This window comes from Reyranella sp. GW821-FHT12G01, assembly GCF_058806575.1.
Genome location: NZ_JBXAPV010000002.1, coordinates 745693 through 768008, shown reverse-complemented (window position 1 = coordinate 768008; position 22316 = coordinate 745693). Strand labels below are relative to the sequence as shown.

Below are 22316 nucleotides of genomic sequence, written 5' to 3'. Positions count from 1 at the left end.
ATGGCTCATCGCTGGTACGTCGTTCACGCCTACTCGGGCTTCGAGAACAAGGTCGCCCAGTCGATCCGCGAACAGGCCGGAAAGAAGGGCCTCGACGACGAAATCACCGAGGTCATCGTGCCGACCGAGGAAGTCGTGGAAATCCGCCGCGGCGCCAAGGTGAACACCGAGCGCAAGTTCTTCCCGGGCTACGTGCTCGTGAAAATGGACCTCACGGACGACTCCTGGCACCTGGTCAAGAACACGGCCAAGGTCACGGGCTTCCTGGGCGGCGGTGGCCGCGGCAAGCCGGTGCCGATCTCCGATGGCGAGGCCAATCGCATCCTGAAGCAGGTTCAGGAAGGCGTTGAGCGTCCCAAGCCCGCCGTCAGCTTCGAGATCGGCGAGCAGGTGAAGGTGGCCGACGGCCCGTTCGCCTCGTTCAACGGCACGGTCGAGGATGTGGACGAGGAGCGCGCCCGCCTGAAGGTCGCCGTCTCGATCTTCGGCCGCTCGACCCCCGTCGAACTCGACTACGCGCAGGTCGAGAAGATCTGATTTCCTGCTACCTCCGGGTGGAATGGCTGTAGGCTGTTCCCCCATTCCGGGAGGTGGTTCGTGCGCTCCAGCATTCTTGCGGTCGTTTTCGCCCTGATGGGCACGGCATCGGCGTGGGCCGATGCCCAGAGCGACCTGGCCAGGTTCCTGAACACGCCGGGCGAGCAGCAGGCGGTCCGTGAAGCCGCGATCGCCGACTGGAACCTGACCTCCGCGCCCTGTCCGACGGCCCAGGGAAGCGTGGTCGACGTCGCCTTCTACAAGATGCCGACCTTCAACGCGGCGGGGGCCCCCACGTCGGGCGTCTGGAAGCTGGCGACCAAATGGACCGGCTGCGGCAAGTCCAGGATCGTCAATCTGTTCTACAACATCGTGCCGGGCGGCCAGTCGTCCCGGACGACCCTGCTGTCGGGGACGACCATCGCCGATCCGCTGCTGCAGCGGGACGGCATCGCCTATGCGAAGCTGTCCGCGGAGGCCAACAACGCCAAGCCGCCGGGCTGCAACACCCTTCGGGTCGTCGACACCGCCTTTGGGGCCTATGGCGAGGCCTCGCCGAAGGTCCGGCCCGGGGTCGACCCGAGGTCGTGGACCGAGAAGTGGACGGTCGATGCCTGCGGGACCGCCACCATCGTGACGGTCAGGTTCTTGCCGGATGCCACCGGCACCACCATATCCACCAGCGTGGACAGGGCAGGGAAGCCCCCGGCCCGTTAGGCCGGGCCTGTATGATTCAGGGAAATCAGGGGGTTGTGGCGCACCGGGGAGTTTGCTAAACCCCGCGCCCTTGAGGGGCTGGCCGCGTGCCAGCCTTTTCTCATGCGGTAGGTTGAGGCCAAAAATCCTTATGGATCAAGGGCTTGACCATAGTTTGGTGCGGGAGGCCTGCCATGGCCGGACCGCGCCACCCACAGTGTAAGGGGTATGCATGGCTAAAAAGATCCAAGCCTACGTCAAGCTGCAAGTGCCGGCTGGCAAGGCCAATCCGTCTCCGCCGATCGGGCCTGCGCTCGGTCAGCAGGGCGTCAACATCATGGAATTCTGCAAGCAGTTCAACGCGAAGACGCAGAAGATGGAACCGGGCATGCCGATCCCGGTCGTCATCACCGTTTTCCAGGACCGCAGCTTCACGTTCGTCACCAAGACGCCGCCGGTGACCTACTTCCTCAAGAAGGCCGCCGGCATCGAGTCGGGCGCCAAGACGGTCGGCACGCAGATTGTCGGCAAGGTCACGAAGAAGCAGGTTAAGGAGATCGCCGAGCAGAAGATGCCCGATCTCAACTGCGACAGCGTCGAGTCGGCGATGGCCCAGATCGTGGGTTCGGCCCGCTCGATGGGCCTCCAGGTGGTGGAGTAGGACCATGACCCAGGGCAAGCGTTACAAGACGGCCTCGGCCACGGTCGACCGCGAGAAGATGTACCCGCTCGATGAGGCGGTGAAGATCGTCAAGGCGAACGCCAAGGCGAAGTTCGACGAGACCATCGAGGTCGCGATGAACCTCGGCATCGATCCGCGCCACGCTGACCAGGCGGTGCGCGGCATGATCGAGCTGCCGAACGGCACCGGCAAGTCGGTGCGCGTGGCGGTGTTTGCTCGCGGCCCGAAGGCCGACGAGGCGAAGGCCGCCGGCGCCGATCTGGTGGGCGCCGAGGACCTCGCCGAGAAGATCAACGGCGGCGAGATGGCGTTCGAGCGCTGCATCGCCACGCCGGACATGATGGGCATCGTCGGCCGTCTCGGTAAGGTGCTGGGCCCGCGCGGCCTGATGCCGAACCCGAAGCTCGGCACGGTGACGCAGGACGTGACCGCCGCGGTGAAGGCCGCCAAGGCCGGCTCGATCGAGTTCCGCGCCGAGAAGGCTGGCATCATTCATGCTGGCGTCGGCAAGGCCTCGTTCAGCGAGGAGGCGATCGCCGCCAACGTCAAGGCGTTGGTGTCGGCCATCAACCGCGCCAAGCCGTCGGGCGCCAAGGGTACCTTCATCAAGAAGGTCTCGCTGAGCTCGACGATGGGTCCGGGCATCAAGCTCGACCCGGCCACCGCCCTCACGACCTGAGGCGCGGCTAAAGAGTTTTAGAGTTTCCGCCGTAGGCTGAAAGGCCCGCGGCGGAGGGAGCGAAGAGACCGCAAGGTTTCGAGCTCCACCTGTCCGAGACCGCCGGTACTTGTCCTTCGGGGCAAGTCTAATGGGGAAACCCGCCAGCGCAGACGGGGGCAAGGGAATCGACGCTGCATCTTTCGATGCGCGCACGCGCCCGAACTTCCGGGGCAGGCGAACCGGACCGCAAGGTCTCCGTTCGCGCTAACCCGCAACGGAGGCTGCGCAGTCTGTAACGCAGCCGGTCTGGCCTGGATCCCCCGGGTTGGACCTTAGTTGGAGAAAGCCGTGAATCGTTCGGAAAAGGCCGAAGCGATCGTCGAGCTGAACCAGATCTTCAAGGACGCCAGCCTGATGGTGATTACTCGCCAGTCCGGTCTGACCGTCCAGGAAGTGACGGACCTGCGTCGCAAGATCAGGGCAGCCGGCGCTAGCTACAAGGTCACGAAGAACCGGCTCACGCTCCGTGCCCTCGAGGGTACGGCCTTCACGGCGCTCGGTCCCATGTTCACGGGTCCGACTGCCATCGCTTATTCCAAGGATCCGGTCGCAGCGGCGAAAGTCGTCGCGGCCTATGCCAAGGGCAACGAAAAGCTGACGATCGTCGGCGGTTCTCTGGATGGTGAGACATTGGACGTCGCTGGCGTCCAGGCCCTCGCCACCCTGCCGTCCCTCGACGCTCTGCGCGGCAAGATCATCGGTCTCCTGCAGGCTCCCGCGACCAAGGTCGCTGGTGTTCTGGTGGCGCCGGCCGGTCAGCTCGCTCGTGTGTTCGGGGCTTACGGAGCCAAGGAAGACGGCGCGAAGGCGGCGTAAGTCGCTATCAAATCGACGTCACGAAATCGAAGTTCGGGTTACTAGGAGACTAAAATGGCTAATCTCGAGAAGCTGGTCGAAGAATTGTCGGCCCTGACGGTCCTCGAGGCCGCTCAGCTCAGCAAGTTGCTTGAAGAGAAGTGGGGCGTCAGCGCCGCCGCTCCGGTCGCCGTCGCCGCCGCTGGTGGCGCTGCTGCCGCTCCGGCCGAGGTGAAGGACGAGTTCAGCGTCGTTCTCGCCGCCGCCGGCGACAAGAAGATCAACGTCATCAAGGTGGTCCGCGAGATCACCGGCCTCGGCCTCAAGGAAGCCAAGGATCTGGTCGAGGCCGCGCCGAAGCCGATCAAGGAAGGCGTGCCGAAGGCCGATGCCGAGAAGCTCAAGGCGAAGCTCGAGGCCGAAGGCGCCAAGGTCGAGCTCAAGTAAGAACGTTTACCGGCCGGGCCGGCTTCCTTCGGGAGGTCGGCCCGTTCGGGCCTCTTTTCCGAACGGACGTCCCTCGGGATGTCCTTTCCGACAAGTGGCCCTCTGCGACGGATGGGGCGAACGGCTGGCGGGCCGGGAGCTCCGAGAAAGCAGCGGGTGTTTATCTCCGCCCTTGAACCTATCGAGGACGCAGGATGGCCACGGCCTTCAATACGCGCAAAAGGATTCGTCGTTTCTTCGGCCACATCGAATCGGTGGCGCCGATGCCGAACCTCATCGAGGTCCAGAAGAGCTCCTACGAGAGCTTCCTCCAGCGCGTAACGCCGGCTCCCAAGCGCACCCAGTCGGGCCTCCAGGAGGTCTTCCGCGGTGTGTTCCCGATCAAGGACTTCGCCGAGCGCGCCAGCCTCGAGTTCGTCAAGTACGAGTTCGAAGAGCCCAAGTACGACGTCGAGGAGTGCCAGCAGCGCGGCATCACCTACGCCGCGCCGCTGAAGGTCACCCTGCAGCTCGTCGTGTGGGATATCGACGAGGAAGCCGGCTCGCGCTCGATCCGCGATATCAAGGAGCAGGACGTCTACATGGGCGACATGCCGCTCATGACCGACAACGGCACCTTCATCGTGAACGGCACCGAGCGCGTGATCGTCTCGCAGATGCATCGTTCGCCGGGCGTCTTCTTCGACCACGACAAGGGCAAGACCCACAGCTCGGGCAAGTACCTGTTCGCCGCCCGCATCATCCCGTATCGCGGCTCCTGGCTCGACTTCGAGTTCGACGCCAAGGACCTGATCCACGTCCGCATCGACCGTCGCCGCAAGATCCCGGTGACGACGCTGCTGCTGGCGCTCGACAACGACGCGACGTGGAAGAAGCGCGCCGCCGCCGTCGCCAAGAACCAGACGCTCGACCCCAGCGAGGCCCAGGGCCTGTCGCCGGAAGAGATCCTGTCGGCGTTCTACGGCCAGGTCGTCTACACGCGTGAGAAGGACGGCTGGAACACGCCGTTCGAGGCCGAGTCGATGCGCGGCGTGAAGCTGACGCACGACCTGGTGAACGGCAAGACCGGCAAGTCGGTCGCCGATGCCGGCACCAAGATGACGCCGCGCCTGCTGAACAAGCTCAAGGAAGCGGGCCTCAAGGACATCCGCGTCTCGCCGGAAGAGCTGATCGGCCGCTACGCCGCGCTCGACGTCATCAACGAGAAGACGGGCGAGATCTACGTCGAGGCCGGCCAGGAGATCACCGAGGCGGTGCTCGAGCTGTTCAACGAGAACGACATCGACCTGCTGCCGACGCTCGCGATCGACCACGTCAATGTCGGCCCGTACATCCGCAACACGCTGGCCGCCGACAAGAACTCGAACCGCGAAGAAGCGCTGCTCGACATCTATCGCGTCATGCGTCCGGGCGAGCCGCCGACGCTGGAGCAGGCCGAGACCCTGTTCCAGGGCCTGCTGTTCGACATCGACCGCTACGACCTGTCGCCGGTCGGCCGCGTGAAGATGAACATGCGCCTCGAGTTCGAGAATGTCCCCGACACGCAGCGCACGCTGCGCCGCGAGGACATCCTGGCGGTGGTCAAGGTCCTGCACGGCCTCAAGGACGGCCGCGGCGAGATCGACGACATCGACCATCTCGGCAACCGCCGCGTCCGTTCGGTCGGCGAGCTGATGGAGAACCAGTACCGCGTCGGCCTGCTGCGCATGGAGCGGGCGATCCGCGAGCGCATGAGTTCGATCGACATCGACACCGTGATGCCGCACGACCTGATCAACGCCAAGCCGGCGGCGGCGGCGGTGCGCGAGTTCTTCGGATCCTCGCAGCTCTCGCAGTTCATGGACCAGACCAACCCGCTGTCGGAAGTCACCCACAAGCGTCGTCTCTCGGCGCTTGGACCGGGCGGTCTGACGCGCGAGCGCGCCGGCTTCGAGGTGCGCGACGTGCATCCGACGCATTACGGCCGCATCTGCCCGATCGAGACGCCGGAAGGCCCGAACATCGGTCTGATCAACTCGCTGGCGACCTACGCGCGCGTGAACCAGTACGGCTTCATCGAAAGCCCGTACCGCAAGGTCACGGCCGGCCGCGTCAGCGACGAGGTCGTCTATCTGTCGGCGATGGAGGAGGGCCGCTACACGGTCGCCCAGGCCAACGCCGAGATCGACGCCAAGGGCAAGTTCGTGTCCGAGCTGGTGCAGTGCCGCAAGGGCGGCGAGTACATTCTCGGCCGTCCCGAGACGATCGACTTCGTCGACGTCTCGCCCAAGCAGATCGTGTCGGTCGCCGCGGCGCTCATCCCGTTCCTCGAGAACGACGACGCCAACCGCGCGCTGATGGGCTCGAACATGCAGCGCCAGGCGGTGCCGCTCATCCAGGCCGAATCGCCGCTCGTCGGCACCGGCATGGAAGAGGTCGTCGCCCGTGACTCGGGTGTGGCCATCTCGGCCCGCCGCAGCGGCATCGTCGACCAGGTCGACGCGATGCGTATCGTGGTGCGCGCCACCGACGACGTCGGCCCGAACCGGCCGGCGGTCGACATCTACAACCTGCTGAAGTTCCAGCGCTCCAACCAGAGCACCTGCATCACCCAGAAGCCGCTCGTTCGCGTCGGCGACCAGGTGAAGAAGGGCGACATCGTGGCCGACGGCCCGTCGACGCAGAACGGCGAGCTCGCGCTCGGCCGCAACGTGCTCGTCGCGTTCATGCCGTGGAATGGCTACAACTTCGAGGACTCGATCCTCCTTTCCGAGCGCATCGTGCGCGATGACGTCTTCACCTCGATCCACATCGAGGAGTTCGAGGTCATGGCTCGCGACACCAAGCTCGGCCAGGAGGAAATCAGCCGCGACATCCCGAACGTCGGCGAGGAAGCCCTCAAGAACCTCGACGAGGCGGGCATCGTCTACATCGGCGCCGAGGTGAAGGCGGGCGACATCCTGGTCGGCAAGGTGACGCCGAAGGGCGAGAGCCCGATGACCCCGGAAGAGAAGCTGCTGCGCGCCATCTTCGGCGAAAAGGCCGCCGACGTTCGCGACACCTCGCTCAAGGTGCCGCCGGGCGTCGAGGGCACCGTCGTCGAGGTCCGCGTGTTCAACCGCCGCGGCGTCGACAAGGACGAGCGCGCGCTGGCGATCGAGCGTGACGAGATCGAGCGTCTCGCCAAGGACCGTGACGACGAAAAGGCCATCCTCGAGCGCAGCTTCTACAGCCAGCTCCAGGAAATGCTGATGAACCAGGTGGTGGCGGGCGGCCTCAAGGGCCTGAAGCCGGGCACCAAGATCATCGACAAGGTGCTGGGCGAGTACACGCCGGGCCAGTGGCGCCAGATCGCCGTCAAGACGGACAAGAAGCAGTCCGAGATCGAGGCGTTGAACAAGCAGTTCGACGAGTCGATGAAGCGCCTGCAGGACCGGTTCGACAGCAAGGTCGACAAGCTGCAGCGTGGCGACGAGCTGCCGCCGGGCGTGATGAAGATGGTCAAGGTCTTCGTCGCGACCAAGCGCAAGCTGCAGCCGGGCGACAAGATGGCCGGCCGTCACGGCAACAAGGGCGTCATCTCGCGCATCATGCCGCTGGAAGACATGCCGTACCTCGAGGAGGGCGGCCCGGTCGACATCGTGCTGAACCCGCTCGGCGTGCCGTCGCGCATGAACGTCGGTCAGATCCTCGAAACCCATCTCGGCTGGGCCGCGTCGGGTCTCGGCAAGAAGATCGGCAAGATGCTGGAGGATGCCCGCGAGGTCTCCGTCGCGCAGATCAAGAAGCAGCTGCGAGAGGTTTACGGCGAGAAGGCGTTCAAGAACGACATCGCCGACCTCACGGACGAGCAGACGATCGAGCTCGCCCGCAACCTCAGCAAGGGCGTGCCCTTCGCGTCGCCGGTGTTCGACGGCGCGCACGAACCCGACATCGTCGAGATGCTGGAGATGGCCGGTCTCGACCGTTCGGGCCAGGTCACCCTGGTCGACGGCCGCACCGGCGAGCCGTTCGATCGCAAGGTGACCGTCGGCTACATCTACATGCTGAAGCTGCACCATCTCGTGGACGACAAGATCCACGCACGCTCCATCGGCCCGTACTCGCTCGTTACCCAGCAGCCGTTGGGCGGCAAGGCGCAGTTCGGCGGACAGCGCTTCGGCGAAATGGAAGTGTGGGCGCTCGAGGCCTACGGCGCGGCCTACACGCTGCAGGAGATCCTCACCGTCAAGTCGGACGACGTGGCCGGCCGCACCAAGGTCTACGAGGCCATCGTGCGCGGCGACGACACGTTCGAGGCGGGTATCCCGGAATCCTTCAACGTGCTGGTCAAGGAGCTGCGCTCCCTCGGCCTCAACGTCGAACTGAACCAGTCGGCCACCTGAGGGTGGCCGGCCTCCTGACTTCGCGAATTACGTCCACCGAACAGTAGGACAACAATGACCGACCTTATCAACGTACTGGGCCAGCCTCAGGGCACTCCGACCTTCGACGAGATCCGCATCTCGATCGCCAGCCCCGAGCGCATCCGCGCCTGGAGCCACGGCGAGATCAAGAAGCCGGAGACCATCAACTACCGCACGTTCAAGCCGGAGCGTGACGGCCTGTTCTGCGCGCGCATCTTCGGACCGATCAAGGACTACGAGTGCCTGTGCGGCAAGTACAAGCGCATGAAGTTCCGCGGCATCACCTGCGAAAAGTGCGGCGTCGAAGTGACCCTCACCAAGGTGCGCCGCGAACGCATGGGCCATATCGAGCTGGCCTCGCCGGTCGCCCACATCTGGTTCCTGAAGTCGCTGCCGAGCCGCATCGGCCTGCTGCTCGACATGACGCTGCGCGACCTCGAGCGCATCCTGTATTTCGAAAACTACGTCGTCAGCAATCCCGGCCTGACGCCGCTCAAGTACCGTGAGCTGCTGAACGAAGAGCAGTATCTCAACGCGCTCGACGAGTATGGCGAGGGCTCCTTCGAGGCCGAGATCGGCGCCGAGGCGATCCGCGGCATGCTGCAGGCGATCGACCTCAACGAGGAGCGCCCGCGCCTGCGCGAGGAACTCCGCGAGACGACGTCGGAAGCCAAGCGCAAGAAGCTGGTGAAGCGCCTGAAGCTCTGCGAGAACTTCATCGAGTCCGGCGCCCGCCCGGAGTGGATGATCCTCGAGCTGGTTCCGGTCATTCCGCCCGAGCTGCGCCCGCTGGTGCCGCTCGACGGCGGCCGCTTCGCGACGTCGGACCTCAACGACCTGTACCGCCGCGTCATCAACCGCAACAACCGCCTCAAGCGGCTGATCGAGCTGCGCGCGCCCGACATCATCGTGCGCAACGAGAAGCGCATGCTGCAGGAGTCGGTCGACGCCCTGTTCGACAACGGCCGTCGCGGCCGCGTCATCACCGGCGCCAACAAGCGCCCGCTGAAGTCGCTGTCGGACATGCTGAAGGGCAAGCAAGGCCGCTTCCGCCAGAACCTGCTCGGCAAGCGCGTCGACTACTCGGGCCGTTCGGTCATCGTGGTCGGTCCGGAGCTCAAGCTGCACCAGTGCGGCCTGCCGAAGAAGATGGCGCTCGAGCTGTTCAAGCCGTTCATCTACTCGCGCCTGCAGAACTACGGCATGGCCAACACCATCAAGGCCGCCAAGCGCATGGTCGAGAAGGAGCGGCCGGAGGTCTGGGACATCCTCGAGGAGGTCATCCGTGAGCATCCCGTCCTGCTGAACCGCGCGCCGACGCTGCATCGCCTGGGCATCCAGGCGTTCGAGCCGGTGCTGATCGAGGGCAAGGCGATCCAGCTGCATCCGCTGGTCTGCACGGCCTTCAACGCCGACTTCGACGGTGACCAGATGGCGGTGCACGTGCCGCTGTCGCTGGAAGCCCAGCTCGAGGCGCGCGTCCTGATGATGTCGACCAACAACATCCTGTCGCCGGCGTCGGGCAAGCCGATCATCGTGCCGTCGCAGGACATCGTGCTCGGCATCTACTACATCACGCTCGAGCGCGAAGGTGATCCGGGCGAGGGCTCGCTGTTCTCCGACATGGGCGATCTCGAGCACGCGCTGCACAGCCGCAAGCTGTCGATGCATGCCCGCATCAAGATGCGTCTGGAGACGTATGACGACAAGGGCGTGCTCGCCAGCCGCGTGGTCGAGACCACGCCCGGCCGCGTCCTGCTCGCGCAGATCCTGCCCAAGCACGAGAACCTGCCGTTCTCGCTGATCAACCGCCTGCTGACCAAGAAGGACCTGCAGAACGTCATCGACTCCGTCTACCGCCACTGCGGCCAGAAGGAGACGGTGATTTTCGCGGATCGCCTGATGGGTCTCGGCTTCTATCACGCGTGCCGTGCCGGCATCTCGTTCGGCAAGGACGACCTCGTCATCCCCGCCGCCAAGGTGAAGCTGGTTGCCCAGACCACCAAGGAAGTGAAGGAGTACGAGCAGCAGTACCAGGACGGCCTGATCACCTCGGGCGAGAAGTACAACAAGGTCGTCGACGCCTGGTCGCGTTGCTCGGACCGCGTTGCCGAGGAAATGATGAAGGGCATCTCGACGCCGCTGCCGGGCAAGCCGGTCAACGCGGTGTGGATGATGGCGCACTCCGGTGCCCGTGGTTCGGCCACGCAGATGAAGCAGCTCGCGGGCATGCGCGGCCTGATGACCAAGCCTTCGGGCGAGATCATCGAGACGCCGATTCTGTCGAACTTCAAGGAAGGCCTGTCGGTGCTCGAGTACTTCAACTCGACCCACGGCGCCCGCAAGGGACTGGCCGACACCGCGCTCAAGACGGCGAACTCGGGTTACCTGACCCGCCGTCTGGTCGACGTGGCGCAGGACTGCATCATCATCGAGGAGGATTGCGGCACCGAACGCGGCCTCACGATGCGCGCGGTCGTCGACGGTGGCGACGTGATCGAGCCGCTCTCCGAGCGCGTCCTCGGCCGCTCGTCGCTGGACGACATCGTCGATCCGCTGACGGGCGTGGTGATCAGCAAGGCCGGCGAACTCATCGACGAGGTCAAGGTCGAGCAGATCGACAAGGCCGGCATCGAGGAGCTTCGCATCCGCTCGGTGCTGACCTGCGACACCAAGATCGGCGTCTGCGGCAAGTGCTACGGCCGCGACCTGGCCCGCGGCACTCCGGTGAACATCGGCGAAGCGGTGGGCGTCATCGCCGCCCAGTCGATCGGCGAGCCGGGCACGCAGCTGACCATGCGTACCTTCCACATCGGCGGCGCCGCGCAGCGTGGTGCGGAGCAGTCGAACATCGAAGCGAGCCATGACGGCACCATCCAGGTGCGCAACCGCAACGTCGTGATCAACAGCTCGGGCGTGCCGGTCGTGATGGGCCGCAACACCGAGATGGTCCTGATCGACGGCGCCCAGCGCGAGCGTGCCAAGCATCGCGTGCCCTACGGCGCGCGCCTGCTGGTCGACAGCGACACTCCCGTCTCGAAGGGCCAGAAGCTCGCCGAATGGGATCCGTACACCCTGCCGATCATCACTGAAAAGGCGGGTAAGGCGGTCTATGTCGATCTCGTCGAGGGCGTGTCGATGCGCGAGGTGATCGACGACTCGACGGGTATCTCGAACCGCGTCGTGGTCGACTGGAAGGGCCAGCCGCGCGGTGGCGACCTGCGTCCGCGCATCGCCATCCACGATGCCGACGGCAACCCGATCATGCTGGCCAACGGCCAGGAGGCCCGGTACCTGCTGTCGCTCGACTCGGTCCTCTCGGTCGAGAACGGACAGGACGTCAATGCCGGCGACATCCTCGCGCGTATCCCGCGCGAGGGCGGCAAGAACCGCGACATCACGGGCGGTCTACCGCGCGTGGCGGAGCTGTTCGAAGCCCGCAAGCCCAAGGATTTCGCGATCATCTGCGACATCTCGGGCCGCATCGAGTTCGGCAAGGACTACAAGAGCAAGCGCCGCATCCTGATCGTGCCGGAAGGCGAGGGTGCGGAGCCGGTCGAGTACCTGATTCCGAAGGGCAAGCGCATTGCCGTCCAGGAAGGCGACTTCGTTGAGCGCGGCGACCTGCTGATCGACGGCAACCCGGTTCCGCACGACATCCTGCGCGTGCTGGGCATCGAGAAGCTGGCCGAGTACCTGGTGAACGAGATCCAGGAGGTCTATCGACTGCAGGGCGTGAAGATCAACGACAAGCACATCGAGACGATCGCGCGTCAGATGCTGCAGAAGGTCGAGATCACCGAAGCCGGCGATTCGACCTTCCTGATCGGCGAACAGGTCGACAAGGCCGAGTTCGAGATCGAGAACGCCAAGATCGTCGCGGAGAAGCTGAAGCCTGCGAAGGCCGACCCGGTGCTGCTCGGCATCACCAAGGCGTCCTTGCAGACCAAGTCGTTCATCTCGGCCGCCTCCTTCCAGGAGACCACCCGCGTGCTGACCGAGGCGGCCGTCAGCGGCCGCGTCGATACGCTGCAGGGCCTCAAGGAGAACGTCATCGTCGGCCGCCTGATCCCGGCGGGTACCGGCGGCGTCGTGAACCGTCTCAAGGCGATTGCGGCGCAGCGCGACCGGGCGATCCTGGCCGCCGGCGCCGACGGCGAGGACCAGCCGGTCCCGACGCTCGAGGAAGAGCGCGCGGCCGACTGATCCCGGTCGAAGATCGACGAAGAAGTGGAAGGCCGCCCTCGCAAGGGGCGGCCTTCTTCAATTGTGGCTCTCGCGCCACAATGCCACCAGATATGGTTGTTAGATTCTTGCTCCCCTCGCGGCATGCGAGTCAGGAACGAGTCGATTCCAGGCGACTCAGAAATAACCAACGATATCAATGCGAAAAGCACCGGAGCGTGCTTGACGCATAGGAATGGCGGCCATATAAGCGCGCCACCTCGTCGAGGGGCTGGTGGTTGGTGGAAGCCAAAACGCAGCCTGACGCCGAGGACCGCTACAAGTCAGGCCACCAGGCCACAAAGCTATCATCCCGCGCGGGGCAGTGCGTTAGCCGCTATGCCCGCGCATGTGCTTTGTGCCTACGCGTCGATTTGGGCGGACCCGAGACGGCGTTAAGGAAACCGGAAATCAATGCCGACTATTAACCAGTTGATCCGCAAGCAGCGCCACGGCCTGAAGGCCCACAACAAGGTGCCGGCGCTCGAGGCTTGCCCGCAGAAGCGCGGTGTTTGCACCCGCGTGTACACGACGACCCCGAAGAAGCCGAACTCGGCGCTTCGCAAGGTCGCCAAGGTGCGCCTCACCAACGCCTACGAGGTGGTGAGCTACATTCCGGGCGAGGGTCACAATCTTCAGGAGCATTCGGTGGTCATGATCCGCGGTGGTCGCGTGAAGGACCTTCCGGGCGTTCGCTATCACATCATTCGCGGCACCCTCGATACGCAGGGTGTCAAGGACCGCAAGCAACGCCGTTCGAAGTACGGCGCGAAGCGTCCGAAGTAGGCGAGGGAGAAGCAGCATGTCCCGTCGTCGCGCAGCCGAAAAGCGTGAAGTCCTGCCGGACGCCAAGTTCGGCGATATCGTTCTCAGCAAGTTCATGAACACGCTGATGGAACGTGGCAAGAAGTCGGTCGCCGAGCACATCGTCTATGGTGCGCTTGATGAGGTCGAATCCAAGCTCAAGCAGGATCCGGTCCCGGCCTTCCACGAGGCGCTCGAGAACGTAAAGCCCGCCGTCGAAGTGCGTTCGCGCCGCGTCGGTGGCGCCACCTACCAGGTTCCGGTCGAAGTCCGCCCCGAGCGCCGTCAGGCGCTGGCGATCCGCTGGATCATCCAGGCCGCCCGTGACCGGTCGGGCCACAGCATGACCGAGAAGCTCTCCGCCGAGCTGCTCGACGCCTTCAATCGCCGCGGCAACGCGGTGAAGAAGCGCGAGGACACCCACAAGATGGCCGACGCCAACAAGGCGTTCGCTCACTACCGCTGGTAAGCGCCTTCCAGGCACCCTCCAAGAAAGCCCCGTTCCATGGCTCGTACTACTCCCATCGCCGACTACCGTAACATCGGTATCATGGCGCACATCGACGCCGGCAAGACGACGACGACCGAGCGCATCCTGTACTACACCGGCAAGTCGCATAAGATCGGCGAAGTCCATGACGGCGCCGCGACGATGGACTGGATGGAGCAGGAGCAGGAGCGCGGAATCACGATCACGTCCGCCGCCACGACCTGCTTCTGGAAGGTCGAGTCGGGTCCCTACAAGGACGTCAGCTACCGCGTGAACATCATCGACACGCCCGGACACGTCGACTTCACGATCGAAGTCGAGCGTTCGCTGCGCGTGCTCGACGGTGCCGTCTGCGTGTTCGACTCGGTGGCCGGCGTGGAGCCGCAGTCCGAGACCGTGTGGCGCCAGGCCGACAAGTACGGCGTGCCGCGCATCTGCTTCGTCAACAAGATGGACCGCACGGGCGCCAACTTCTATCGCACCGTCGACATGATCGTTGACCGCCTCGGCGCCAAGCCGCTGGTGACGCAGCTCCCGATCGGTTCGGAGAGCGACTACAAGGGCCTGGTCGACCTGGTTTCCAACAAGGCGATCATCTGGCTGGAAGAGACCCTCGGCGCGAAGTTCGAGGTCGTCGAGATCCCGGCCGACATGAAGGAGAAGGCCGCGGAATACCGCGCCAAGCTGCTCGACATGGCCGTCGAGCAGGACGACGACGCCATGCAGAAGTTCCTCGACGGCGAGGAGCCCGACTACGACACGCTGATCAAGTGCATCCGCAAGGGCACGATCAACTACTCGTTCGTTCCGATCCTGTGCGGCTCGGCGTTCAAGAACAAGGGCGTGCAGCCCATGCTCGACGCCGTCGTGAACTACCTGCCCGCGCCGAACGACGTCGAAGACGTCAAGGGCGTGAAGATGGGTTCCGACGAGCCGATCACGCTACCGTCGAGCGACGATGCGCCGATGTCGGCGCTGGCGTTCAAGATCATGACCGACCCGTTCGTGGGCTCGCTCACCTTCGCGCGCGTCTACTCGGGTGTGCTCCAGTCGGCGACCGGCGTGCTGAACAGCACGAAGGACCGCAAGGAGCGTATCGGCCGCATGCTGCTCATGCATGCCAACGATCGTGAGGACGTGAAGGAAGCGCGCGCCGGCGACATCATCGCCCTCGCGGGCCTGAAGAGCGTCACGACCGGCGACACGCTGTGCGATCCGGACAACGCTGTGATCCTCGAGCGCATGGACTTCCCGGATCCGGTCATCGAGCTCGCCATCGAGCCGAAGTCGAAGGCCGACCAGGAGAAGCTCGGCCAGGCGCTGGGCCGTCTCGTCCAGGAAGACCCGACGTTCCGCGTCTCGACCGACCAGGAAACCGGCCAGACCGTCATCAAGGGCATGGGCGAGCTCCATCTCGAGATCAAGGTCGACATCCTGCGCCGCACCTACAAGGTCGACGCCAACGTCGGCGCTCCGCAGGTTGCCTATCGCGAGACGCTCGGCCGCAAGGCCGATATCGACTACACCCACAAGAAGCAGTCCGGCGGCTCGGGCCAGTTCGCCCGCGTCAAGCTGACCTTCGAGCCGGGTGAAGCCGGATCGGGCTACTCGTTCGAGAACAAGATCGTCGGCGGTTCGATCCCCAAGGAATTCATCCCGGGCGTCGAAAAGGGTCTCGAAGCCTCACGCGAGACCGGCGTTCTCGCCGGCTTCCCGGTGATCGACTTCAAGGTCACGCTGACCGACGGCAACTACCATGACGTCGACTCCAGCGTGCTTGCCTTCGAAATCGCCGCCCGCGCGGCATTCAAGGAAGGCCTTCAGAAGGCTCAGTGCAAGTTGCTCGAGCCGATCATGAAGGTCGAAGTGGTGACGCCCGACGACTACATGGGCGACTGCATCGGCGACTTGAACAGCCGCCGCGGCCAGATCCAGGGCATGAATGCTCGCGGCAACGCGCAGGTCATCGATGCCATGGTGCCGCTGGCCAACATGTTCGGCTACGTGAACACGCTGCGTTCGATGACGCAGGGTCGCGCGGCCTACAGCATGACGTTCGACCACTACGCTCCTGTGCCGCAGGCCGAGGCCGACAAGGTCGTCGCCAAGCTGGCTGGCTAGCAAACCGATTTAAGTAAGGAAGACGAACATGGGTAAAGCTAAATTCGAGCGGAACAAGCCGCACTGCAACATCGGCACGATCGGTCACGTCGATCACGGCAAGACGTCTTTGACGGCGGCGATCACGAAGATCCTGGCGAAGACCGGTGGTGCGACGTTCACGGCGTACGACCAGATCGACAAGGCCCCGGAAGAGCGCGAGCGCGGCATCACGATCTCGACGGCGCACGTCGAGTATGAGACGCAGAACCGCCACTACGCGCACGTGGATTGCCCCGGACACGCCGACTACGTGAAGAACATGATCACGGGCGCGGCGCAGATGGACGGCGCGATCCTGGTCGTGTCTGCCGCCGATGGCCCGATGCCGCAGACCCGCGAGCACATCCTGCTGGCCCGCCAGGTCGGCGTCCCGGCGCTGGTCGTGTTCATGAACAAGTGCGACATGGTCGACGATCCGGAGCTCCTGGACCTCGTTGAGCTGGAAGTGCGCGAGCTGCTGAAGAGCTACCAGTTCCCGGGCGACGACCTGCCGGTGATCCGCGGTTCGGCGCTGATGGCGCTGGAAGACAAGAACCCGGAGCTGGGCGAGCAGGCCGTTCTGAAGCTGATGGAAGAGGTCGACAAGTACATTCCGCAGCCGGCGCGCGACAAGGACAAGCCGTTCCTGATGCCGATCGAGGACGTGTTCTCGATCTCGGGCCGCGGCACGGTGGTGACGGGTCGCGTGGAGCGCGGCATCGTCAAGGTCGGCGAGGAAGTCGAGATCGTGGGCCTGAAGGCCACGACCAAGACGACGGTGACCGGCGTCGAGATGTTCCGCAAGCTGCTGGACTCGGGCGAGGCGGGCGACAACATCGGCGCACTGCTGCGCGGCGTTGGCCGTGAGGACGTCGAGCGCGGCCAGGTTCTGTCGAAGCCGGGCGCGATCACGCCGCACACCAACTTCGAGGCGGAAGCCTACATCCTGACGAAGGAAGAGGGCGGCCGTCACACGCCGTTCTTCACGAACTACCGTCCGCAGTTCTACTTCCGCACGACCGACGTGACGGGCGTGGTGACCTTGCCGGAAGGCACGGAGATGGTGATGCCGGGCGACAATGCCCGCCTGGTGGTCGAGCTGATCCAGCCGATCGCGATGGACGAGGGCCTGCGTTTCGCGATCCGCGAAGGCGGCCGCACCGTCGGCGCCGGCGTCGTCACCAAAGTCGTAAAGTAAACGTAACCGACGCGACAAGGCGAATATCATGGCCATGGACAACACAAACATCCGGATCCGGCTGAAGGCCTTCGATCATCGCGTGCTCGATTCGTCGACCAGCGAGATCGTGAGCACGGCCAAGCGGACGGGCGCGCAGGTGCGCGGGCCCATCCCGCTGCCGACCGGAATCGAGAAGTTCACGGTCAACCGCTCGCCGCACATCGACAAGAAGTCGCGTGAGCAGTTCGAAATCCGCACGCACAAGCGTGTGCTCGATATCGTCGATCCGACGCCGCAGACCGTGGACGCGCTGATGAAGCTCGACCTCGCCTCCGGCGTGGACGTCGAAATCAAGCTCGGCGCCTAAGAGCGGACCAGGAAGAAGGAAGAAGACCATGCGTTGCGGTCTCGTCACCCAGAAGGTCGGCATGACCCGCGTCTTCAACGACGCCGGGGAACATGTGCCCGTCACCGTTCTGAAGGTGGATCAGCTGCAGGTTGTTGCTGTCCGCTCTGAAGAGAAGGACAAGTACGTCGCCGTGCAGCTCGGCTACGGCAAGGCCAAGGTTAAGAACGTGACGCAGCCGATGCGCGGTCACTTCGCCAAGGCCAAGGTCGAGCCGAAGAAGAAGCTCGTCGAGTTCCGGGTCGCGAAGGACGCCGTCCTCGAAGTCGGCGCCGAGCTGGTGCCCAGCCACTTCGTGCCGGGCCAGTTCGTCGACGTCGTCGGCACCACGATCGGCCGCGGCTTCACCGGCTCGATGGTCCGTTGGAACTTCCACGGCCTCGAAGCGTCCCACGGCGTGTCGGTCTCGCACCGTTCGCACGGTTCGACCGGTAACCGCCAGGATCCGGGTCGTACGTTCCCGGGCAAGAAGATGGCCGGCCATTACGGCAGCGAGCGCGTGACCACGCAGAACCTGAAGGTCGTCGCCGTCGACGACGAAAAGGGCCTGCTGCTGGTGTCGGGCGCCGTTCCCGGCCCGGCCAACGGCTACATCATCGTCAAGGACGCCTCCAAGCGCGCCCGTCACAAGGATGCCCCGTACCCGGCCGGCCTGCGCAAGGCTGCTGGCGAGGCGGCTCCGGCGGCTGAAGCCGCTCCGCAGGCTTAAGGATCAGGTCATGAAGATCGCGGTCAAGACCATTGAAGGCGGCAGCGCCGGCGAGATCGATCTCGCCGATGCGGTGTTCGCCGTTCCCGTCCGCAAGGACATCCTGCAGCGTTGCGTCGTCTGGCAGCTCTCGCACCGCCAGCAGGGCACGCACAAGTCGAAGGGTCGCGCCGAAGTGACGGCGACGGCCAAGAAGATGTACGCCCAGAAGGGTACCGGCCGCGCCCGTCACGGCAACGAGGCGGCCCCGCAGTTCCGTGGCGGTGGCAAGGCGTTCGGTCCGGTCGTGCGCAGCCATGCCAGCGACCTGCCCAAGAAGGTCCGCAAGCTTGCGCTGCGTACCGCGCTGTCGGCCAAGGCGGCCGAGGGCAAGCTGATCGTTGTCGAGGCGGCGGCTCTGGCCGAGCCGAAGACCTCGCAGCTCAAGGGCCACTTCGGCGCGCTCGGCGTCACCAGCGTCCTGGTGATCGGCGGCGCCGAGATCGACACCAACTTCGCCCGCGCGGCGGCCAACATCGCCCATGTCGATGTGCTGCCGCAGCAGGGCGCGAACGTCTACGACATCCTGCGCCGCGACACGCTGGTGCTCACCAAGGATGCCGTGAAGCACCTCGAGGAGCGTCTGCAATGAGCGCCAAGCGGTACATCCCCGCAACCGTCTCGCGTTCGCGAATGTACGAAGTGATTCGTGCGCCGCTGATCACCGAAAAGACGACCAACGGTTCGGAGCACAGCCAGGTGACCTTCAAGGTCGCGGCCGATGCCACCAAGCCCGAGATCAAGCAGGCCATCGAAGGTCTGTTCAAGGTCAAGGTCAAGGCGATCAACACCGTTACGGTGAAGGGTAAGAGCAAGGTTTTCCGCGGCCGTCCCGGCGTGCGGAGCGACTGGAAGAAGGCGATCGTCTCGCTGGTCGAGGGTCACAAGATCGACGTGACCACGGGCCTGTAGGACGGGAGACAGAACAATGGCCTTGAAGACATACAAGCCGATCACGCCGTCCCTGCGACAGCTGGTCATCGTCGACCGCACCGGCCTCTGGAAGGGCAAGCCGGTCAAGGAACTGACGCGCGGCAAGCACAACACCGGCGGCCGAAACAACCACGGTCACATCACCAGCTACCACATGGGTGGCGGTCACAAGCGTCGCCTGCGCATCATCGACTTCAAGCGTCGCAAGTTCGACGTGACGGCGACGGTCGAGCGCCTGGAGTACGATCCGAACCGCACGGCGTTCATCGCCCTGGTCAAGTACACCGACGGCGAGCAGGCCTACATCCTGGCCCCGCAGCGCCTGAAGGCGGGCGACGAGATCGTCTCGGGCGAGCGCGTCGACATCAAGCCGGGCAATGCCATGCCGCTCGCCAACATGCCGGTCGGCACGATCGTGCATAACGTCGAGCTGAAGAAGGGCCGCGGCGGCCAGCTGGCCCGTTCGGCTGGCAACTACGCCCAGCTCGTCGGCAAGGACGCGGGCTACGCCCAGATCAAGCTGAGCTCGGGCGAACTGCGCCTGGTGCCGGGCGAGTGCCTGGCCACCGTCGGCGCGGTGTCGAACCCCGACAACCAGAACATCGTCATCGGCAAGGCCGGCCGTCAGCGCTGGCTCGGCCGTCGCCCGACTGTCCGCGGCGTCGTGATGAACCCGGTCGATCATCCGCATGGCGGCGGCGAAGGCCGCACCTCGGGTGGCCGTCATCCGGTCACGCCGTGGGGCAAGCCGACCAAGGGCAAGAAGACCCGCAAGAACAAGGCAACGGACAAGCTGATCATCCGTCGCCGGCATGCGACGCGCTAGGAGATAGGACAGTGGCACGTTCCGTTTGGAAGGGCCCCTTCGTTGAAGGCAGCCTGATCAAGAAGGCCGAGAAGTCGCGCGGGACCGTCCGCAGCGAAGTGATCAAGACGTGGTCGCGTCGTTCGACGATCCTGCCGCAGTTCGTCGGTCTGACGTTCGGCGTCTACAACGGCAAGAAGTTCATCCCGGTGAACGTCACCGAGGAAATGGTCGGTCACAAGCTCGGCGAATTCTCGCCGACCCGCACCTTCACCGGTCACTCCGGTGACAAGAAAGTTTCGAAGGATTAACGCGCGATGAGCAAGCCATCCGCTCCCCGCCGCGAGGCGGACAACGAAGCCAAGGCTGTCCTGCGCTCGGTGCGCATCAGCCCGCGTAAGCTCGACCTGGTTGCCGCGACGATCCGCGGCAAGAAGGCGGCGACCGCCGTGAACGAACTCACCTTCTCCAAGAAGCGGATCGCCCGCGACGTGAAGAAGGCCCTGAATTCGGCCATCGCCAACGCCGAGAACAACCACAACCTCGACGTCGACCGCCTGGTCGTCTCCGAGGCGTCGGTCGGCAAGGGACTGGTCATGAAGCGTTTCCAGACGCGCGGCCGCGGCCGTGCGGCCGGCATCGTCAAGCCGTTCGCTCATCTCACCATCGTGGTGCGCGAGCGCGCCGAGGCGGAGGACAAGTAATGGGTCAGAAGGTCAACCCGATCGGCCTGCGGCTCGGTATCAACCGGACCTGGGACTCGCGCTGGTACGCCGAAGGCGCCGAGTACTCGAAGATGCTCCATGAGGACATCCACATCCGCAAGGTGCTGCGCGAGCGGCTGTCCCAGGCGGGTGTCGCGAAGATCGTCATCGAGCGTCCGGCCAAGCGCGCCCGCGTCACGATCCATACCGCCCGTCCGGGCGTCGTGATCGGCCGCAAGGGTGTCGACATCGAGAAGCTGCGTTCCGACCTCGCCAAGATGACCAAGGGTGAAGTGGCCCTGAACATCGTCGAGATCCGCAAGCCCGAGATCGATGCCACGCTGATCGCCGAGAACATCGCCCAGCAGCTGGAGCGCCGCGTCGCCTTCCGTCGCGCCATGAAGCGCGCCGTGCAGTCGTCGATGCGCCTGGGCGCTCTCGGCATCCGCATCAACTGCTCGGGCCGCCTCGGCGGTTCGGAAATCGCCCGCATGGAATGGTATCGCGAAGGTCGCGTGCCGCTGCACACGCTGCGCGCCGACATCGACTATGGCACCGCCACTGCGTTCACCACCTTCGGCACCTGCGGCGTGAAGGTCTGGGTGTTCAAGGGCGAGATCATGGCGCACGACCCGATGGCGCACGACAAGCGCGCCGAGGAAGCCGCGCCGCAACGTACGTCGGCTCGCCCGGAGCGCGCCGAGCAGAGGGACGCGTAAACCACCATGCTGCAACCCAAGCGCACCAAGTACCGCAAGGCCTTCAAGGGCCGTATCAGCGGCGCTGCCAAGGGCGGCTTCAACCTCGACTTCGGCTCCTACGGACTGAAGGCGATGGAGCCGGATCGCCTGACCGCGCGCCAGATCGAAGCGGCCCGCCGCGCCATCACGCGTCACATGAAGCGTGCCGGCCGCGTCTGGATCCGCGTGTTCCCGGACGTGCCGGTGTCGAAGAAGCCGGCCGAAGTCCGCATGGGCTCCGGCAAGGGCGCGCCCGAGTTCTGGGCGGCGCGCGTCAAGCCGGGCCGCATCCTGTTCGAACTCGAGGGCGTGTCGGGCGTGATCGCCAAGGAAGCGCTGGCGCTCGGCGCCGCGAAGCTGCCGATCAAGACCCGCTTCGTCAGCCGCGTCGGCGCCGAAGGTTAGGGAGAACGACATGAAAGCCACCGATCTCCGCCCCAAGACCAATGACGAGCTGAAGAACGAGCTCGGCAACCTCCGCAAGGAAGCGTTCAACTTGCGCTTCCAGAAGGCTGGGGGCCAACTGCAGAAGACTTCCCGTGCGCGCCAGATTCGTCGCGACATCGCCCGCATCAAGACGGTGCAGGGCGAAAAGGCCGCCGGTTAAGGAGCACGAAATGCCGAAGCGTATCCTGGAAGGCGTCGTCGTCAGCGACAAGATGGACAAGACCATCGTCGTGAAGGTCGAGCGCCGCATTCAGCATCCGATCTACAAGAAGTTCATTCGTAAATCGAAGAAGTATCACGCGCACGACGAGGCCAATGCCTACAAGGGCAAGATCGGCGAAATCGTGCGTATCCGCGAGTGCCGTCCGCTGTCCAAGACCAAGAGCTGGGAAGTTCTTGTCGAAGGCGCGAAGGCTTAAGCGGGTCGGAG

Annotated in this window: 23 protein-coding genes; all 23 read left to right on the top strand. The window is 64.8% G+C overall.

What is annotated here, in order from left to right; all coding sequences use genetic code 11:
• The 23 genes from nusG to rpsQ all read left to right on the top strand — a co-directional run bounded on the left by nusG (position 1) and on the right by rpsQ (position 22305).
• Complete coding sequence (nusG, locus tag AC1RP5_RS23120; RefSeq protein ID WP_493114625.1) at positions 1 to 537, top strand: transcription termination/antitermination protein NusG; 537 nt, start codon at positions 1 to 3, stop codon at positions 535 to 537.
• Between the two features lie 60 nt (positions 538 to 597).
• On the top strand, positions 598 to 1254 hold the full coding sequence (locus AC1RP5_RS23115; RefSeq protein ID WP_493114623.1) for a hypothetical protein: 657 nt from the start codon (positions 598 to 600) through the stop codon (positions 1252 to 1254).
• A gap of 211 nt (positions 1255 to 1465) precedes the next feature.
• Positions 1466 to 1894, top strand: a complete 429-nt coding sequence (rplK, locus tag AC1RP5_RS23110; RefSeq protein WP_493114621.1) for a 50S ribosomal protein L11 — start codon at positions 1466 to 1468, stop codon at positions 1892 to 1894.
• A 4-nt stretch (positions 1895 to 1898) separates the two neighbouring features.
• Positions 1899 to 2594 (top strand): 50S ribosomal protein L1, encoded by a 696-nt coding sequence (rplA, locus tag AC1RP5_RS23105; RefSeq protein ID WP_493114620.1) that lies wholly within the window; start codon positions 1899 to 1901, stop codon positions 2592 to 2594.
• 330 nt (positions 2595 to 2924) lie between these two features.
• Complete coding sequence (rplJ, locus tag AC1RP5_RS23100; RefSeq protein ID WP_493114618.1) at positions 2925 to 3452, top strand: 50S ribosomal protein L10; 528 nt, start codon at positions 2925 to 2927, stop codon at positions 3450 to 3452.
• A gap of 54 nt (positions 3453 to 3506) precedes the next feature.
• Positions 3507 to 3878, top strand: a complete 372-nt coding sequence (gene rplL, locus AC1RP5_RS23095; RefSeq protein WP_493114616.1) for a 50S ribosomal protein L7/L12 — start codon at positions 3507 to 3509, stop codon at positions 3876 to 3878.
• A gap of 194 nt (positions 3879 to 4072) precedes the next feature.
• A complete protein-coding gene (gene rpoB, locus AC1RP5_RS23090) occupies positions 4073 to 8242 on the top strand; it encodes a DNA-directed RNA polymerase subunit beta (RefSeq protein ID WP_493114614.1) in 4170 nt (1389 codons plus the stop codon).
• Positions 8243 to 8296: 54 nt separating this feature from the next.
• The gene (gene rpoC, locus AC1RP5_RS23085) at positions 8297 to 12469 is read left to right on the top strand and encodes a DNA-directed RNA polymerase subunit beta' (RefSeq protein WP_493114613.1); all 4173 of its coding nucleotides are present in this window, start codon (positions 8297 to 8299) and stop codon (positions 12467 to 12469) included.
• A 432-nt stretch (positions 12470 to 12901) separates the two neighbouring features.
• Positions 12902 to 13273 carry a 30S ribosomal protein S12 gene (rpsL, locus tag AC1RP5_RS23080; protein ID WP_295145785.1) on the top strand — a complete coding sequence of 124 codons (372 nt, stop codon included), beginning with the start codon at positions 12902 to 12904 and terminating at the stop codon, positions 13271 to 13273.
• Between the two features lie 16 nt (positions 13274 to 13289).
• On the top strand, positions 13290 to 13760 hold the full coding sequence (gene rpsG, locus AC1RP5_RS23075; protein ID WP_425065024.1) for a 30S ribosomal protein S7: 471 nt from the start codon (positions 13290 to 13292) through the stop codon (positions 13758 to 13760).
• 36 nt (positions 13761 to 13796) lie between these two features.
• A complete protein-coding gene (fusA, locus tag AC1RP5_RS23070; protein ID WP_493114611.1) occupies positions 13797 to 15902 on the top strand; it encodes an elongation factor G in 2106 nt (701 codons plus the stop codon).
• Positions 15903 to 15930: 28 nt separating this feature from the next.
• A complete protein-coding gene (tuf, locus tag AC1RP5_RS23065; protein WP_493114609.1) occupies positions 15931 to 17121 on the top strand; it encodes an elongation factor Tu in 1191 nt (396 codons plus the stop codon).
• Between the two features lie 34 nt (positions 17122 to 17155).
• Positions 17156 to 17470 (top strand): 30S ribosomal protein S10, encoded by a 315-nt coding sequence (rpsJ, locus tag AC1RP5_RS23060; protein ID WP_068198221.1) that lies wholly within the window; start codon positions 17156 to 17158, stop codon positions 17468 to 17470.
• A 28-nt stretch (positions 17471 to 17498) separates the two neighbouring features.
• Positions 17499 to 18218, top strand: coding sequence for a 50S ribosomal protein L3 (gene rplC / locus AC1RP5_RS23055; protein WP_068198224.1), 720 nt, complete (start codon positions 17499 to 17501; stop codon positions 18216 to 18218).
• A 10-nt stretch (positions 18219 to 18228) separates the two neighbouring features.
• Positions 18229 to 18849 (top strand): 50S ribosomal protein L4, encoded by a 621-nt coding sequence (gene rplD, locus AC1RP5_RS23050; protein WP_493114607.1) that lies wholly within the window; start codon positions 18229 to 18231, stop codon positions 18847 to 18849.
• Positions 18846 to 19169, top strand: a complete 324-nt coding sequence (locus tag AC1RP5_RS23045; protein WP_493114605.1) for a 50S ribosomal protein L23 — start codon at positions 18846 to 18848, stop codon at positions 19167 to 19169. The genes rplD and AC1RP5_RS23045 overlap by 4 nt, the downstream gene beginning before the upstream one ends.
• Before the next feature lie 16 nt (positions 19170 to 19185).
• Positions 19186 to 20016: a 50S ribosomal protein L2 gene (gene rplB / locus AC1RP5_RS23040; RefSeq protein WP_493114604.1), complete on the top strand. Its 831-nt coding sequence runs from the start codon at positions 19186 to 19188 to the stop codon at positions 20014 to 20016.
• Positions 20017 to 20027: 11 nt separating this feature from the next.
• Positions 20028 to 20306, top strand: a complete 279-nt coding sequence (rpsS, locus tag AC1RP5_RS23035; protein WP_493114602.1) for a 30S ribosomal protein S19 — start codon at positions 20028 to 20030, stop codon at positions 20304 to 20306.
• A gap of 6 nt (positions 20307 to 20312) precedes the next feature.
• A complete protein-coding gene (rplV, locus tag AC1RP5_RS23030) occupies positions 20313 to 20699 on the top strand; it encodes a 50S ribosomal protein L22 (protein ID WP_493114601.1) in 387 nt (128 codons plus the stop codon).
• Positions 20699 to 21418, top strand: coding sequence for a 30S ribosomal protein S3 (gene rpsC, locus AC1RP5_RS23025; RefSeq protein WP_493114599.1), 720 nt, complete (start codon positions 20699 to 20701; stop codon positions 21416 to 21418). Before rplV ends, rpsC begins: the two co-directional genes overlap by 1 nt.
• Before the next feature lie 6 nt (positions 21419 to 21424).
• On the top strand, positions 21425 to 21844 hold the full coding sequence (rplP, locus tag AC1RP5_RS23020; RefSeq protein WP_216961714.1) for a 50S ribosomal protein L16: 420 nt from the start codon (positions 21425 to 21427) through the stop codon (positions 21842 to 21844).
• Positions 21845 to 21854: 10 nt separating this feature from the next.
• The gene (gene rpmC / locus AC1RP5_RS23015; protein ID WP_493114597.1) at positions 21855 to 22046 is read left to right on the top strand and encodes a 50S ribosomal protein L29; all 192 of its coding nucleotides are present in this window, start codon (positions 21855 to 21857) and stop codon (positions 22044 to 22046) included.
• A 10-nt stretch (positions 22047 to 22056) separates the two neighbouring features.
• Positions 22057 to 22305, top strand: coding sequence for a 30S ribosomal protein S17 (gene rpsQ, locus AC1RP5_RS23010; protein WP_298313447.1), 249 nt, complete (start codon positions 22057 to 22059; stop codon positions 22303 to 22305).
• Positions 22306 to 22316 lie beyond the last annotated feature (11 nt).